The following is a 13,230-nucleotide window of genomic DNA, read 5'->3' as shown; positions in this document are numbered from 1 at the left end:
ATGGTTCCTAGCGCGTCGGGACCGGCACTTCGCCACGGTAGTCATAGAAGCCGCGGCCTGACTTGCGGCCGAGCCAGCCGGCTTCGACATACTTCACCAGTAGCGGGCAGGGCCGGTATTTCGAGTCCGACAGGCCGTCATGCAGCACCTGCATGATCGATAGACAGGTGTCGAGGCCGATGAAATCTGCCAGTTGCAAGGGGCCCATCGGATGGTTGGCGCCGAGCTTCATCGCGGTGTCGATGGCATCGACGGTGCCGACGCCTTCATAGAGCGTGTAGATCGCCTCGTTGATCATCGGCAGGAGGATGCGATTGACGATGAAGGCGGGGAAATCTTCCGAAACGGTGAAGGTCTTGTCGAGGGAGCTCACATAGTCGCGCGCCACCTTGAAGGTCGCCTCCTCCGTGGCGATACCGCGCACCAGTTCGACCAGCTTCATCACCGGGACCGGGTTCATGAAATGGATGCCCATGAAGCGTTCCGGGCGGTCTGTAGACGCGGCAAGCCGGGTGATCGACAGCGACGAGGTGTTGGTGGCGAGAATGGCGTCCGGCTTCAGCACGGCGCAGACTTGTGTGTAGATCTTGCGCTTGACGCTTTCTTCCTCGGTGGCAGCCTCGATGACCAGATCCATCGGCGCCAGATCGTTGACATCGGCGGAGCCGGAAATGAGCGCCAGCGCGGTCTTGCGATTGTCATCGGTCAGCTTGCCTGATGAGACCTGGCGGGCGAGGTTGCCGTTGATGGTCGCCAGCGCGCTTTCGATGCGTTCCTGCGAAAGGTCGTAGATGTGGACCTTGTAGCCGGCAACTGCGGAAACCTGGGCGATGCCGCAGCCCATCTGGCCGGCGCCGACAATACCGATCGCGTTCAAAATCGTGCTCATCGCCCACTCCTTGGTCGGCGCATTTCATTGATGCGGCCCGTCCGTTTATAAATAATGCCGGGCCATTTCTAGCCCGGCACTATTGATAGACTGATAAGAGCGAAGTTTCCAGTCGTCCGCATTGGACAAACCGGGTCCCGTCGGCTCAAAGCGCCTTTTCAAGCTCCGGCAGAAGTTCGAACAGATCGCCGACGAGACCGTAATCGGCAACCTGGAAGATCGGTGCTTCGTCGTCCTTGTTGATGGCAACGATGACCTTCGAATCCTTCATGCCGGCGAGATGCTGGATGGCGCCGGAAATGCCGACTGCGATGTAGAGCTGGGGCGCAACCACCTTGCCGGTCTGCCCGACCTGCCAGTCGTTCGGCGCATAGCCTGCATCGACGGCAGCGCGGGAGGCGCCGACGGCAGCACCGAGCTTGTCGGCAAGCGGCAGGATGACTTCCCGGAATTTTTCCGCCGAGCCGAGCGCGCGGCCGCCGGAAACGATGATCTTGGCAGAAGTCAGTTCCGGACGGTCCGAAGAGGACAGCGCGTCGCCGACGAAGGTCGACAGGCCGGGATTGGCAACAGCCGAGATGGCTTCGACAGCAGCCGAGCCGCCTTCTTCCGCCGAAGCGAAGGATGCCGTGCGCACCGTGATCACCTTCTTGGCGTCGGTCGACTGGACCGTCTGGATGGCATTGCCGGCGTAGATCGGCCGTTTGAACGTGTCCGGTGAAACGACCTCGATGATTTCCGAGATCTGCGCGATGTCGAGCAGCGCTGCAACGCGCGGCAGGACATTCTTGCCGACCGAGGTGGCAGCCGAGATAATGGTGTCGTAGCTGCCGGCCAGCGAGACGATCAGGTCAGCCAGAGGTTCGGCAAGATTGTTGGCGAGATCGTCGCTTTCGGCGAGCAGTACCTTGGAGACGCCGGACAGCTTTGCAGCAGCGTCGGCCGCAGCCCGGGCGCCCTTGCCTGATACCAGCACATGGATGTCGCCGCCGATTTTAGCTGCGGCGGTCAGGGTCTTGGCGGTCTGGTCGGAAAGGCTGACATTGTCGTGGTCAGCCAGAAGAAGAATGGCCATTTTGGATCGTCCTTTCCGTAAGTTAGAGCACGCCGGCTTCGTTTTTGAGCTTGTCCACCAGTTCGGCGACCGAGGCAACCTTGACACCCGCCTTGCGACCGCCTGGCTCTTCCGTCTTCAACACCTTGAGGCGTGCTTCCGTCGAGACACCGAAATCGGCTGGCGTCTTCTTGTCGAGCGGCTTTTTCTTGGCCTTCATGATGTTTGGCAGCGAGGCATAGCGCGGTTCGTTGAGGCGAAGGTCAGAGGTGACGACGGCTGGCAGCTTGATGTCGATGGTCTGCAGTCCGCCATCGACTTCGCGGGTGACGGTGGCGCTGCCATCGCCGATCTCGATCTTTGACGCGAAGGTTGCCTGGGCGATGCCCATCAGGGCTGACAGCATCTGGCCGGTCTGGTTGCTGTCGTCGTCGATTGCCTGCTTGCCGACGATGATCAGGCCGGGCTGCTCGGCTTCAGCAACGCCCTTCAGGATCTTGGCGACGTTCAGCGGCTCGACGGCATCGTCGGTCTCGACCAGGATGGCGCGGTCGGCACCCATGGCGAGAGCCGTGCGCAGCGTTTCCTCGGCCTTGGCCGGGCCGATCGATACGACGACCACTTCCGTTGCCTTGCCGGCCTCGCGCATGCGGAGCGCTTCCTCGACCGAGATTTCGTCGAACGGGTTCATCGACATCTTGACGTTGGCAAGCTCGACGCCTGTGCCATCCGGCTTGACGCGGATCTTGACGTTGTAGTCGACAACCCGCTTCACGGTTACGAGAATTTTCATGCAATCCTTCCTTCAACTGGTCGCCCGGAAAATGCGCTTTTTAGCGCCAATCCATTTGTCGATTGGCGACATCGATACGCGTTTTTTCTCCAAATACAACGCTTGCCCGCCGCAAAAGGTCGATTTTGCCGGGGTTGCGAAATCGTCGCGGCAGAGCACATGCAGGAACCGTCGTCAGCGGTTCTTGCCCGGTATCCAGAGCACGTCGGCACGACCTTGGTCGTTGGCGTGCCTTGCCGCGACAAACAGGAAATCGGAGAGGCGATTTATGTAATGCAGCGCCGGGGCACTGACGCGCTCGCCCTCGGTGTGGGACAACTCCACCATCAGCCGCTCCGCCCGGCGTGCGATCGTGCGGGCTAGATGCAGGTGGGCCGCTGCCGCGTTGCCGCCGGGCAGCACGAACGAGGTCAGCGGCTGAAGCTCGCCGTTGAGGTAGTCGATGTCCCGTTCCAGCCGCTCGACCTGCGTATCGATGACGCGCAACGGTTCCCATGCGGGAGGCTCGTCGGTTTCCGGCGTGGAAAGGTCTGCACCGAGGTCGAACAGGTCGTTCTGGATTGCCATCAGCATCATGTCGAGCACAGGCATGGTGTGGCTGTGTAGCCTGGCGATGCCGATTGCCGAATTTGCTTCGTCTATGGTGCCGTAGGATTCGACGCGCAAATCGTGCTTCAGCCGGCGCGGTCCGCAGACCAGTCCCGTCGTGCCGTCATCGCCTGTCCTGGTGTAGATCTTGTTGAGTTTGACCATGGTTTTCGCCTCAGGTAGGTCGCCCGCCGCCGGTTAGCCACAGGGTCAGCATGATCAAGATGATCGCTACTGCCTGCAGGAGGATGCGCATCTGCATCAACCGGTTGGACAGGCTTGGATTGTCGCCGCGCGTCATGTTGAACAGGCCGCGCACCAGAACGATGGCGACGAGGCCCATGAAGATGATCGCAAGAATATAGGTAAAAGTAGACATCGAACTGATCCTCCCTCCTCAATCGAACCGACGCATCAGGCGGTAGAAGAGATCGGCCGGCAAAAGCCGCTTCAACCACGCTCCCTGCCTGGCAGGGGTCGTTACCAGATAATGCGGGTGAGGCCTCCTCGCCTCCAGCGCATGCTTTAGCACAGAATAAACGGCCTCGGGACCGAGTTTGTGACGATTGACGGGGCCTGTGCCATTCAGTCGCGCCAGCTGCCGGCGGTATTCGGCTGCATGGGCCGAACCCTCGATATCGATATTGGCTTCAAAGCGCGCCAGCGCCGTCGCCGTGAACTGCGAGGCAATCGGCCCGGGCTCGATCAGGCTGACATGGATGCCCGATCCCTGCAGTTCCATCCGCATGGTGATGCTCAGTCCCTCCAGCGCAAATTTGGAGGCGGTGTAGGCACCGCGAAAACGATAGGGGATGAGGCCGAGGATCGACGAGCACTGGACGATGCGACCCTGTCCGCGCCGGCGCATCAGCGGAATCACCTGCCGCGTCAGCTCGTGCCAGCCGAACAGGTTGGTCTCGAATTGCTGCCGCAATACGTCCGTCGGCAGATCCTCGACTGCGCCGGGCTGGCCATAGGCGCCGTTGTTGAACAGGGCATCGATGCGTCCGCCGGTGCGCGCGGCGACCGTTTCAACCAGCGCCGTGATGGTTGCGGTCTCCGTATAGTCCATGACCAGCGCCTCGATGCCGTCGGTCTCGAGCGGGGCAAGGTCGCTATCTTTCCGGACGGTCGCAAAGACCCGCCAGCCATCGGCCTTCAATGCCCGGGCGCAATGGGCGCCGATACCGGTCGAACAGCCCGTAATGATGATGACGCGGTGATCCATCATGCAATGATTCCTGTACAAAGCATGCGTCGTTTCCCATATTCGCAGCGACGATACAATCAACTCACCCACGGTCGCCGACCGGGCACTGCGGAGATGGAATGCAGACGGTTCTTCGTACGCTCTACAAGGTGGTCTACGACGCGATCTTTCACTTCATCGAGGACGACGGCTTTGCGATGGCGAGCCACGTCGCCCTGTCGACGCTTCTTGCTGTCTTTCCCTTTCTTATCTTCGGCACCGCGCTGGCGAGCTTTCTCGGTGCGAGCCAGTTTTCCGGTACGGCCATCCACCTGATCTTCGACACCTGGCCAGAGACCATTGCCAAGCCGCTTGCCGACCAGCTGCTGCAGGTGCTGACGATCCCGCGCGGCGGACTGCTGACCGTCTCCGTGCTGGCCGCCGCCTATTTCGCCTCGAACGGCGTCGAGGCGCTGCGCATCTCGCTCAATCGCGCCTACCGCGTGCCGGAAACGCGGCCGTGGTATTTCACCCGGCTCGCCAGCCTCGGCTATGTGCTGATTGCGGTGCTGATCTTTGCGGCGATCAGCATCCTGCTGCTGGCCGTGCCTGTGGTGCTCGACTACATCCGCGCCAAGCTACCCTGGCTTGCCGATACGCTGGATATCGTTGCCAGCTGGCGTATCTACGGCACGCTGTTCGCCCTCACCGCGGGGCTGCTGATCGTCCATCTCTGGTTGCCGGCCGGGCGGCGCAAGGTGCTGGATGTCGTACCGGGCGTACTTCTGACCCTGCTGTCGTGGCTCGCGGGCGCGCTGATCTTTGCCTATTATCTGCAGACCTTCGCCAACTACACCGCCACCTATGCGGGGCTGGCGTCTGTTATGATCGTGCTGGTGTTTCTCTACATGGTCGGTGTGATCTTCATCATCGGTGCCGAGATCAATGCGGCGCTGATGAAGTTCCGTGTCCGCCGGATGATTGCGCGCAATTACTATGGGCTCGATGCCGGCAGCGCCTCAAAGCCCGATCCGTCGGCGAATATCCGCCGGTGACAGGCCTTCCTCCCTGAGGGCTTCCAGCCCGACGGCGCCGAAGCTTTTCGACAGCTTTCGCCCATCGGGATCGGTGATCAGCCGATGATGATGGTAGAGCGGCTGCGGCAGGTCGAGCAGGGCCTGCAGCAGGCGGTGGATGGAGGTCGCGGCGAACAGGTCGAGACCGCGCACCACATGGGTTATTCCCTGCGCGGCATCGTCGACAACCACGGAGAGGTGATAGCTGGACGGCGCATCCGACCGCGACAGGACGACATCTCCCCAGGCGCCGGGGTCGGCCGCAATCTCGCCGCGCCGGCCGTCGCCGCTCTCCATCCATGACAGCGTCTGCGGGACGGCGGCAAGCGCCTTCGCCATGTCCAGCCGCCAGGCATGTTTCTCGCCTGCGTCGATCCGGCGTCGACGTTCGGTGTCGCTCCGGTCGCGGTCGTCTGCCGGATAATGCGGCGCGCCATCGGGATCGCGGGGCCAGGGCCGGCTGGCTTGCTCGGCCTCGCGGACCCTCTGGCGGACCTCGCCGCGCGTCATGAAGGCGGGATAGACAAGGCCGCGCCCGATGAGCGTGGACAGGGCGCCCTGATAGCTGTCGAAATGTTCCGATTGCCGGCGTACCGGACGTTCCCATTCGAGCCCCAGCCAGTCGAGATCCGAGAGGACTGCGGCTTCCAGCTCCGGCGTGCATCGGGCGAGGTCGATATCCTCGATCCGCAGCAGGAAACGGCCGCCGGCATCCCTCGCCATGTCGTGGTTGAGGATCGCCGACAGCGCGTGGCCGAGATGCAGCGGCCCGTTCGGGCTCGGTGCAAAGCGGAAGGTCGGCTTTTGACGGGGCGGGTCGATCATGCTTTCTTCTGCCACGATTTGAGGGCTTCGGCCAACAGGAGGAGTGCGCAATGCGTATTATCCGCGACGCCGACGACATCGCGGAGGGGCTCGAAGCGCTGCTCGAGAGCGACCCGCGCCTGCGCCCGATCGCCGCACTGTGCGGCACTCTGCCGTTGCGGCTGAGTGAACCCGGTTTTGCCGGACTGGCGTATGTCATCGTCTCGCAGGCGGTGTCGCGGGCGAGCGCCGAAGCGATCTGGGCCAGGATGTGTGCGGCCGCAGGGCCACCGCCCGCCGAGGCCTATGTGTCACTGGCGCCCGATGCCTGGCGCGCGTTCGGCCTGTCGCGCGGCAAGGCCGAGACGTTGTCGCGAGTGGCAACAGCGGTGGCGGAGGGCCGACTCGACCTCATGGATCTCGGTTCGAAAAGCCCGGAAGAGGGGCTTTCCAGGTTGATAGCGGTGAAGGGTATCGGCCCTTGGACGGCGGAGGTCTACCTGATGTTCTGCTGCGGACATGCCGACCTGTTTCCAGCGGGCGACGTCGCGCTGCAGGCAGCAGTCGGCATGGCTTTCGGGATGGAAGCGCGCCCGTCGGCCAGGCAGGTGGTTGTGCTGGCGACGGCGTGGGCACCGTGGCGGTCGGTGGCGGCACGGCTTTTTTGGGCATTTTACGCGGTTCGCACGGCGCGTGTCGCTCTGCCCGTCGGATGATCGGCTGACGGATGCCAAAAATGCTGCTCTGCACTGAATTTATTGGACTTCACATTCCTGTAACAACAGGCCTAATATGGTGCTGCAGATGAATCGACCGGGAGGATTTCCTTGACGATTGCAGTTTCGCCCCAGGCCTTGCCGGCGCTCGTCCTGAACGCTGACTACCGGCCACTGAGTTATTATCCCTTGTCGTTGTGGTCCTGGCAGGACGCGATCAAGGCCGTCTTCCTAGACCGCGTGAATATCATTGCGGAATACGACCACTCGGTCTCTTCGCCGAGCTTCTCCATGCGCCTGCCCAGCGTCGTTTGCCTGAAGAGCTATGTCCAGCCATCCCGCAATCCGGCCTTTACGCGCTTCAACGTTTTCCTGCGCGATCGCTTCGAATGCCAGTATTGCGGCGCCCATGACGACCTGACCTTCGATCACGTCATCCCGCGCGCCCATGGCGGCGAGACCACGTGGCAGAATGTCGTTGCCGCCTGCTCGCCCTGCAATCTGCGCAAGGGAAGCAAGCTGCCGAAGCAGGCACAGATGTTCCCGGCGCAGAAGCCGTACCAGCCGACCGTGCAAGACCTGCACAATAACGGTCGGTTGTTTCCGCCGAACTATCTGCACGAAAGCTGGCTCGACTATCTCTACTGGGATACCGAACTGCAGCCCTGATGGCTGCGGTTTGCTCACGCCGCCTTGCGGAAGCCGGCAACGGCGATGGCAGCGAGGATGAGGCTGGCAATGACATTCCAGCCGGCCATGGAAAGACCAAGCACGCGCAGCGCAGCCACCGAGCACGACGGACCATGCACCTTGTTGAGGCTGCCGAGCACGCCACCGCTGGCAGGCGTCGTTGACGAGAAGGCCGGCCCTGTGCAGGAAGACGGCCCTTCCCAGAAATTCCATTCGACACCGGCGTGATAGACGCCCATGCCGCCGCCCACCAGCATCATGATGCCGGCCACGGCAAGCAGCGCGCGGGTGAGCCAGGCGGGCATGCCGAACAGTGCGCTCAGCGCTGCGAGAATGGCGACAGGGATGCCGTAGTAGTAGGGCAGGCGCTGCATCAGGCAGAGTTCGCAAGGGGTGTAGCCGCCGATATACTGGAAGCCGAGCGCCGAGCCGACGGTGGCCGACATGCCGAGTGCCAGAAGCGCGGCGTAACCGAAGGCGGGGCGGGCGGGGTTGATCGTCTCGGTCATTGTATGGCTCCGGGGTCGTTCAGTGCGTCAGGAAATGCAGGGCGATATAGAGCAGGATCAGCACCGCCGCGACGGCGCCGGCAATCAGGCCCAGGCGTTTTTCGATGAAATGGCGGATCGGTTCGCCGTAGCGCTGCAGCAGCCAGGCGAGAAAGAAGAACCGGGCGCCACGGGCAACGATGGCGGAGATGATGAACAGGCCGAGATTGATGTTGGCAACGCCCGACAGGATGGTCACCACCTTGATCGGCGGCAGATGGGCGAGGCCCGAGGTCACCAGCAGGAGGACGACGGTCTCGTAGGTGATGCCGTTGCGCAGCTTGTCGAAGGCTTCGAGCTTGCCGTAGAATTCGAGGATCGGCTTGGCGACGGTCTCGAAGGCGTAATAGCCGATGGCCCAGCCGGCGATGCCGCCGAGCACCGAGGCGACGGTGGCAATCAGCGCGTAGCGATAGGCGCGGTGGGGTTTGGCGAGCGTCATCGGCAGCAGCATCACGTCGGCCGGCACCAGAAACACCGAGCTTTCGACGAAGGCGATGACTGCGAGCCAGATTTCGGCCGAGGGCCGGCCGGCGAGCGACATGGTCCAGTCGTACAGTCTGCGCAGCATGCGTTCCCTTTCCCGGTTGCAGTGCAAGAGCTTTAGGGGGCTCGACCGGGGCTGTAAATGGCGCCGGCGCCGGCTTCTACCTGCCCTGTGCAAAATTTCGTGATGGCGCTGAGCACCGGCGCTGTCGCAAACTTGTCACGCCGGACCCAATCGCGCTGCAGCGGGCGGCAGCTTCGTGTCTGCTGCATTGCAAATCGACTGTTACGGCGCACACTCGTTTTAACGCGAATCTGTGGAGCAAGCCATGAAGCTTCTGGTGATCGAGGGTGGCAGGAATGCAGCGCGGCTGACGGCACCGACCGTGCGGCCGACTGCCGCCGATGTTCATGCCGAAGCCATGCGGCGCATCGGAATGGCCGGCTATGACACGTGGCGCATCCGCGAATTCGCCACGGGCGCCGCAATGCCAAAGGCGCTGCGCTATCTCCAGATGCAGATCGCCTATGCCGCAGAAACGCTGGCCCGGCTCGAGCGCATTCCCGACGATTTTCGCTCGGACGTCTACTGGCCGCTGGGCTGAGGTGGGGGTTGGATTTGTCTGTTTATGCGATGTCGGGCACCGGGAAGCTGACGCCGACGGAATCGATGCGACGCCATTTGACGGTAGCATCGAAGCTGCGTCCATCGGACAGCAGCAGTGTGAAGGTATCCGGTATGGAGATGGCGTTCTGCACCTTCAACCGCGCACCCGCCGGCGAAATGTCCCTGACGATGCAATCGAAGACGGAATAGCCGCCCTCCAGAACAATTTTCGCCCCGAGGAAAGACCGTGATCGAACGTGCTCTCGATTTTGCAAGACGAACATCCTGAAGCCGTGGTCGTTCCTTCATTAGCAGACGGAAAGATTGAAGCTTTATGAAAGCCGACGCTGCAAGTTGTCGTAAGGCAAAAATTGTAGGGTGGGGGGAGAGGTTGGGGTTCGATACGTGCCAACCGAATTCTTTCCAGTGCTGCCTACAAACCCGGCCGGCCCGGCGGCACTACATCCGATGGCTTCAGGCGGTCGCCTTTTTTTGCGACAGGCTTCGTATTGACGGGTTCGTCGATCGAGGTGCGATAATTATCGGCACCCTTAAGGTACAGATAATAAGCCAGCCCTCCAAATGCTGCAGCACTGAGACAAGAGATCAAATAATACATAATGACTGTTCGGAGCATGCGGCGGCGTTACAGCAAGATCAGCCCACCGTCGACAACAAACATCTCTCGGTCATGCAGTTCTATCAATATGGAAATGACGTTTGTCAGGTGATGTGGCGAGCATTGCTGGAAATTCAACAAGTTTTCAGCGCTATACGGCGTGGTCGCGCCCCATGCAGGTCGCTTTTAGTGGTTTCGATCAAAATTCAGCTAAGCGATGGCAAATCAAATTCAATCTGAAGGTGAGCTTGCAGCCCAGGTATCGGCTTGAAGAGTTGCAATTTTCGCCTTTCACAAGCTACATTCATGACGAAGCCTCGCGAGAAGAACTGTAGCCCGGCTCACGAATAGCCGTCATACTTGAAATGCTCAGACGCTCCAGAGAATGCTTCAAAACACGTTGCATCAAGAGTTATTTTCGATGCCAGATAGCAGTTGTCCATACGTCAGCTTGTTGGATGGTAGCTTGTAGAGTGGTGCAGGCGTCCTGAACCAATCCCACGAATGCATAGGCAGCCAGCCGCTGATGCTCATAGGGTCGATTTCGGCTACAACAAACAGGTTCTTATTAAAGAAATCCTGTAATTTTACTGTAAGCTCATTCGTGTCCAGTTTAGTTTTTACAAAGTAAATAAGCGGAACATGATTCCAATAAGACAATATATCGACGCTATCTAGTAAATATCTCTGAAACCCAGCCACGTTTACGTTTTCGTACAGGCCGTAAATCATATGACAATTGATACCATTGTCTTCATCAATGGTCATATTAATGCTCCAGTAGATTAGGATTACCCAGCGGCATGTTCCCGACAGTCGTTATAGATCTTTGGTCGTCTCCCATCAACTTGCCATCGATCGTTCGCATATTCTGTATGTGAGCCTCCGAATGAATTCGGTCGCGGTCGTTGTGGAGCAGGAAGTTGTAAACATAAATGAAATAGCCCAGCACTGCGATCGTTGCAGCCAACGCGACATGGGCCGCTAATCCAGCCATGGCGACATATAAGGCGGTTGCCAAAGCTCCAAAGGTTGCTATGGCCCACAATATGGGCGCCAATGCACTTCCAGTTGTTTGCGCCTTAGAAGCATTATTGAAAACTTGGAACATATGCATCAACCGTTAATATTTACCACTCATATCGCGATAGTGTTTAAAGGCAAGTTCTTCTTTAGGTAGAGGTGGCAATTTAGATAAAGACCTAGAGCCCCGATGGGCAAACGCTTCGTCAAAACCGACCTCTGTAGGACGGGCGTATTTTTTGAGCCCTGTCCGCTCCGTCATTGTCCATCCAATCGGAACGCCAAATCATGTCGATTACGGGCCATACGACGTCGAAGGAAGTCAACAGATACACGGCGCCGCCAATCAGAGACGGCCTGCAGACGGTGCCATGGGGGGTCTCAATAGATAAAATCAGGAAGGCTGAGGATCACAGGCTGAAGAAAAGTGTCCAGCTTTTTTGGTGCAGGGCAAGTCTTCTGGACGTTTAGTGCCAAAAAAGTCAATCTTTCAACGTCAAAAAACAGTGGTGGTGCCCCATGCCGGAGTCGAACCAGCACTTCTTGCGAAACTCGATTTTGAGTCGAGCGCGTCTACCAATTCCGCCAATGGGGCAACGGATACCGACGAGGCGGGTGTCTAACATGCGAGTGGGCGCAGGCGCAAGACGGCGCGGGGGCTCGTCGGCAATTTCCGTCGGTGGGCGTTTGCAGGCAGGCCTTGCGGGCCCGGGCAAACGTTGGTTCGTGTGTGTCAGTGGGCGGTGGCTGTGCGGCGAAGCGTGATGCCGGGTTTGCTTAGCGTGATTGCCAGGATCGCGGCCAGCAGGCAGAAGGCGCCGGCGACGAAGAATGCCGGCAGGTAGCTGTCGAGCTCGGTGCGCGACAGGCCGGCGCCGAAGGCGGCAGTGGCAGCACCCAGCTGGTGGCCGGTGAAAACCCAGCCGAACACCATGCCGGCCTTTTCCGGGCCAAAGCGGTCGGCGGCGATCTTGACCGTCGGCGGCACAGTGGCGATCCAGTCCAGCCCGTAGAAGACGGCGAAGATCGACAGGCCGTAGAAACCGAACTGGCTGAACGGCAGGAACAGCAGGGCGAGGCCGCGCAGGCCGTAGTACCAGAACAGCAGCCAGCGATTGTCGAAGCGGTCGGACAGCCAGCCCGAGCCGATCGTGCCGAAGAAATCGAAAATGCCCATGACGGCCAGCACGCTGGCGGCTGCGACAGGCAGGATGCCGTAATCGCCGCAGAGGGTGACGAAATGCGTCTGGATCAGCCCGTTGGTGCTCAGCCCGCAGATGAAGAAGGTGGTGAACAGGATCCAGAAGGTTGAGCTCCGCGAGACCTCCTTCAGGACCAGCAGCGGCGACATCAGCATGGCAGCAAGGCTCTTGTCGATCTTCGGTACGGGCGTCACTGTTTCCTCGCCGAAGACCGGCAGGCCGAGGTCGGCCGGGCGGTCGCGCATCAGCGCCATGACGACCAGGGCCGCGACGGCCAGCATGGTGCAGACGAAGACAACGGTGGTGCGCCAGCCGTAGCGCTGGGTCAGCTCCGCCATCAGCGGCAGGAAGACCAGCTGGCCGGTGGCAGAGCTCGCCGACAGCATGCCGACCACGAGGCCGCGATTTTTGCTGAACCAGCGGGCCGAGACCGTGGCGGCCAGCACCATCGCCGTCAGCCCCGTGCCAAAGCCGACGATGATCCCCCAGAACAGCAGCAGCTGCCAGAGTTGCGTCATGTAGAGCGAGCCGATGAAGCCGATGGCCACGGTGACGAGCGCGAAAATGATGACGTTGCGCACGCCGAAGCGGTTCATGAAGGCAGCGGCAAAGGGCCCCATCAGCCCGAATAGCAGAAGGCGGATGGCCAGCGCCGAGGAAATCGACGATGTGCTCCAGCCGAATTCGTCCTGCAGCGGCTTGATGAGTACGCCCGGTGCGCCCATGGCGCCGGCGGTCACCAGCATGGTGAGGAAAGTGGCACCCACCACCACCCATCCGTAGTGGATGTTGCGGCGTGCAAGCGTCGAGGCTAGGGCAGTGGACACCATGGGACTGTTCCAGTGATCGGGTGGTCGGAGCGTTTGCGGCGCGACCGTGTCTGCGACTATTCACCCGTCTCCGAGGCAAAGTCCAGCAAGCCTGCGACCTGTCCTTTACATGACGG

18 protein-coding genes and 1 tRNA gene are annotated in these 13,230 nt (G+C 60.5%); 5 read left to right on the top strand and 14 right to left on the bottom strand.

The genetic code is table 11. The features are described 5' to 3' along the window. Positions 1-7: 7 nt before the first annotated feature. From J5274_RS01720 to J5274_RS01695, 6 genes are all read right to left on the bottom strand, one after another. Positions 8-889, bottom strand: a complete 882-nt coding sequence (locus J5274_RS01720; RefSeq protein WP_142824788.1) for a 3-hydroxybutyryl-CoA dehydrogenase — start codon at positions 887-889, stop codon at positions 8-10. A gap of 145 nt (positions 890-1,034) precedes the next feature. Beyond that, positions 1,035-1,964 carry an electron transfer flavoprotein subunit alpha/FixB family protein gene (locus J5274_RS01715; protein ID WP_142824789.1) on the bottom strand — a complete coding sequence of 310 codons (930 nt, stop codon included), beginning with the start codon at positions 1,962-1,964 and terminating at the stop codon, positions 1,035-1,037. Positions 1,965-1,986: 22 nt separating this feature from the next. Continuing rightward, positions 1,987-2,736, bottom strand: a complete 750-nt coding sequence (locus J5274_RS01710) for an electron transfer flavoprotein subunit beta/FixA family protein (protein ID WP_142824790.1) — start codon at positions 2,734-2,736, stop codon at positions 1,987-1,989. Positions 2,737-2,910: 174 nt separating this feature from the next. Then, entirely contained in the window at positions 2,911-3,489 is a 579-nt protein-coding gene (locus tag J5274_RS01705) for a cob(I)yrinic acid a,c-diamide adenosyltransferase (protein ID WP_142824791.1), read from the bottom strand. Positions 3,490-3,499: 10 nt separating this feature from the next. Further along, on the bottom strand, positions 3,500-3,703 hold the full coding sequence (locus tag J5274_RS01700; RefSeq protein ID WP_111219926.1) for a twin transmembrane helix small protein: 204 nt from the start codon (positions 3,701-3,703) through the stop codon (positions 3,500-3,502). A gap of 18 nt (positions 3,704-3,721) precedes the next feature. Then, a complete protein-coding gene (locus tag J5274_RS01695) occupies positions 3,722-4,555 on the bottom strand; it encodes an SDR family oxidoreductase (RefSeq protein ID WP_142824792.1) in 834 nt (277 codons plus the stop codon). 98 nt (positions 4,556-4,653) lie between these two features. On the opposite strand from J5274_RS01695, the gene J5274_RS01690 reads away from it, so the two are divergent. Further along, positions 4,654-5,568, top strand: a complete 915-nt coding sequence (locus J5274_RS01690; RefSeq protein ID WP_142824793.1) for a YihY/virulence factor BrkB family protein — start codon at positions 4,654-4,656, stop codon at positions 5,566-5,568. On the opposite strand, the gene gluQRS is transcribed toward J5274_RS01690, so the two are convergent. Then, positions 5,533-6,414 (bottom strand): tRNA glutamyl-Q(34) synthetase GluQRS, encoded by an 882-nt coding sequence (gluQRS, locus tag J5274_RS01685; RefSeq protein WP_142824794.1) that lies wholly within the window; start codon positions 6,412-6,414, stop codon positions 5,533-5,535. The two genes, J5274_RS01690 and gluQRS, sit on opposite strands and share 36 nt — an antisense overlap. A gap of 50 nt (positions 6,415-6,464) precedes the next feature. Between gluQRS and J5274_RS01680 the strand changes: the two genes are divergently transcribed. Both J5274_RS01680 and J5274_RS01675 read left to right on the top strand, forming a co-directional pair. Further along, complete coding sequence (locus tag J5274_RS01680) at positions 6,465-7,109, top strand: DNA-3-methyladenine glycosylase (protein WP_142824795.1); 645 nt, start codon at positions 6,465-6,467, stop codon at positions 7,107-7,109. A gap of 111 nt (positions 7,110-7,220) precedes the next feature. Further along, the gene (locus J5274_RS01675) at positions 7,221-7,778 is read left to right on the top strand and encodes an HNH endonuclease (RefSeq protein WP_111219936.1); all 558 of its coding nucleotides are present in this window, start codon (positions 7,221-7,223) and stop codon (positions 7,776-7,778) included. Positions 7,779-7,792: 14 nt separating this feature from the next. Here J5274_RS01675 and J5274_RS01670 read toward each other — a convergent pair whose 3' ends face one another. Together J5274_RS01670 and J5274_RS01665 are read right to left on the bottom strand one after the other, a co-directional pair. Next, complete coding sequence (locus J5274_RS01670) at positions 7,793-8,308, bottom strand: disulfide bond formation protein B (protein ID WP_142824796.1); 516 nt, start codon at positions 8,306-8,308, stop codon at positions 7,793-7,795. A 19-nt stretch (positions 8,309-8,327) separates the two neighbouring features. Next, complete coding sequence (locus J5274_RS01665; RefSeq protein WP_142824797.1) at positions 8,328-8,918, bottom strand: YqaA family protein; 591 nt, start codon at positions 8,916-8,918, stop codon at positions 8,328-8,330. A 244-nt stretch (positions 8,919-9,162) separates the two neighbouring features. Between J5274_RS01665 and J5274_RS01660 the strand changes: the two genes are divergently transcribed. Further along, positions 9,163-9,438, top strand: a complete 276-nt coding sequence (locus tag J5274_RS01660) for a hypothetical protein (RefSeq protein ID WP_142824798.1) — start codon at positions 9,163-9,165, stop codon at positions 9,436-9,438. A 22-nt stretch (positions 9,439-9,460) separates the two neighbouring features. On the opposite strand, the gene J5274_RS01655 is transcribed toward J5274_RS01660, so the two are convergent. Further along, positions 9,461-9,715, bottom strand: coding sequence for a PilZ domain-containing protein (locus tag J5274_RS01655; protein WP_224127895.1), 255 nt, complete (start codon positions 9,713-9,715; stop codon positions 9,461-9,463). Positions 9,716-10,160: 445 nt separating this feature from the next. Here J5274_RS01655 and J5274_RS01650 point away from each other — a divergent pair, with 445 nt between their 5' ends. Continuing rightward, positions 10,161-10,394: a hypothetical protein gene (locus J5274_RS01650; protein ID WP_142824800.1), complete on the top strand. Its 234-nt coding sequence runs from the start codon at positions 10,161-10,163 to the stop codon at positions 10,392-10,394. A gap of 70 nt (positions 10,395-10,464) precedes the next feature. Here J5274_RS01650 and J5274_RS01645 read toward each other — a convergent pair whose 3' ends face one another. The 4 genes from J5274_RS01645 to J5274_RS01630 form a co-directional block, all read right to left on the bottom strand. Further along, positions 10,465-10,827: a hypothetical protein gene (locus tag J5274_RS01645; RefSeq protein ID WP_142824801.1), complete on the bottom strand. Its 363-nt coding sequence runs from the start codon at positions 10,825-10,827 to the stop codon at positions 10,465-10,467. Between the two features lies 1 nt (position 10,828). Further along, on the bottom strand, positions 10,829-11,170 hold the full coding sequence (locus J5274_RS01640) for a hypothetical protein (RefSeq protein ID WP_142824802.1): 342 nt from the start codon (positions 11,168-11,170) through the stop codon (positions 10,829-10,831). Positions 11,171-11,592: 422 nt separating this feature from the next. Further along, positions 11,593-11,677: transfer RNA gene (locus J5274_RS01635), tRNA-Leu, on the bottom strand. Between the two features lie 138 nt (positions 11,678-11,815). Next, entirely contained in the window at positions 11,816-13,114 is a 1,299-nt protein-coding gene (locus J5274_RS01630; protein ID WP_142824803.1) for an MFS transporter, read from the bottom strand. Positions 13,115-13,230: the final 116 nt, after the last annotated feature.

This window comes from Rhizobium sp. L51/94, assembly GCF_019355555.1.
Classification (GTDB): Bacteria; Pseudomonadota; Alphaproteobacteria; order Rhizobiales; family Rhizobiaceae; genus Rhizobium; species Rhizobium rhododendri.
Note: the sequence above shows the minus strand (reverse complement) of the source record. Positions and strands in the feature narration are given on the sequence as shown.

Excerpts from the sequence above, each read along its gene's own strand:
- J5274_RS01720 (WP_142824788.1), bottom strand. The coding sequence starts at position 889 with ATGAGCACGATTTTGAACGCGATCGGTATTGTCGGCGCCGGCCAGATG.
- J5274_RS01715 (WP_142824789.1), bottom strand. The coding sequence starts at position 1,964 with ATGGCCATTCTTCTTCTGGCTGACCACGACAATGTCAGCCTTTCCGAC.
- J5274_RS01710 (WP_142824790.1), bottom strand. The coding sequence starts at position 2,736 with ATGAAAATTCTCGTAACCGTGAAGCGGGTTGTCGACTACAACGTCAAG.
- J5274_RS01705 (WP_142824791.1), bottom strand. The coding sequence starts at position 3,489 with ATGGTCAAACTCAACAAGATCTACACCAGGACAGGCGATGACGGCACG.
- J5274_RS01700 (WP_111219926.1), bottom strand. The coding sequence starts at position 3,703 with ATGTCTACTTTTACCTATATTCTTGCGATCATCTTCATGGGCCTCGTC.
- J5274_RS01695 (WP_142824792.1), bottom strand. The coding sequence starts at position 4,555 with ATGATGGATCACCGCGTCATCATCATTACGGGCTGTTCGACCGGTATC.
- J5274_RS01690 (WP_142824793.1), top strand. The coding sequence starts at position 4,654 with ATGCAGACGGTTCTTCGTACGCTCTACAAGGTGGTCTACGACGCGATC.
- gluQRS (WP_142824794.1), bottom strand. The coding sequence starts at position 6,414 with ATGATCGACCCGCCCCGTCAAAAGCCGACCTTCCGCTTTGCACCGAGC.
- J5274_RS01680 (WP_142824795.1), top strand. The coding sequence starts at position 6,465 with ATGCGTATTATCCGCGACGCCGACGACATCGCGGAGGGGCTCGAAGCG.
- J5274_RS01670 (WP_142824796.1), bottom strand. The coding sequence starts at position 8,308 with ATGACCGAGACGATCAACCCCGCCCGCCCCGCCTTCGGTTACGCCGCG.
- J5274_RS01665 (WP_142824797.1), bottom strand. The coding sequence starts at position 8,918 with ATGCTGCGCAGACTGTACGACTGGACCATGTCGCTCGCCGGCCGGCCC.
- J5274_RS01660 (WP_142824798.1), top strand. The coding sequence starts at position 9,163 with ATGAAGCTTCTGGTGATCGAGGGTGGCAGGAATGCAGCGCGGCTGACG.
- J5274_RS01645 (WP_142824801.1), bottom strand. The coding sequence starts at position 10,827 with ATGACCATTGATGAAGACAATGGTATCAATTGTCATATGATTTACGGC.
- J5274_RS01640 (WP_142824802.1), bottom strand. The coding sequence starts at position 11,170 with ATGTTCCAAGTTTTCAATAATGCTTCTAAGGCGCAAACAACTGGAAGT.
- J5274_RS01630 (WP_142824803.1), bottom strand. The coding sequence starts at position 13,114 with ATGGTGTCCACTGCCCTAGCCTCGACGCTTGCACGCCGCAACATCCAC.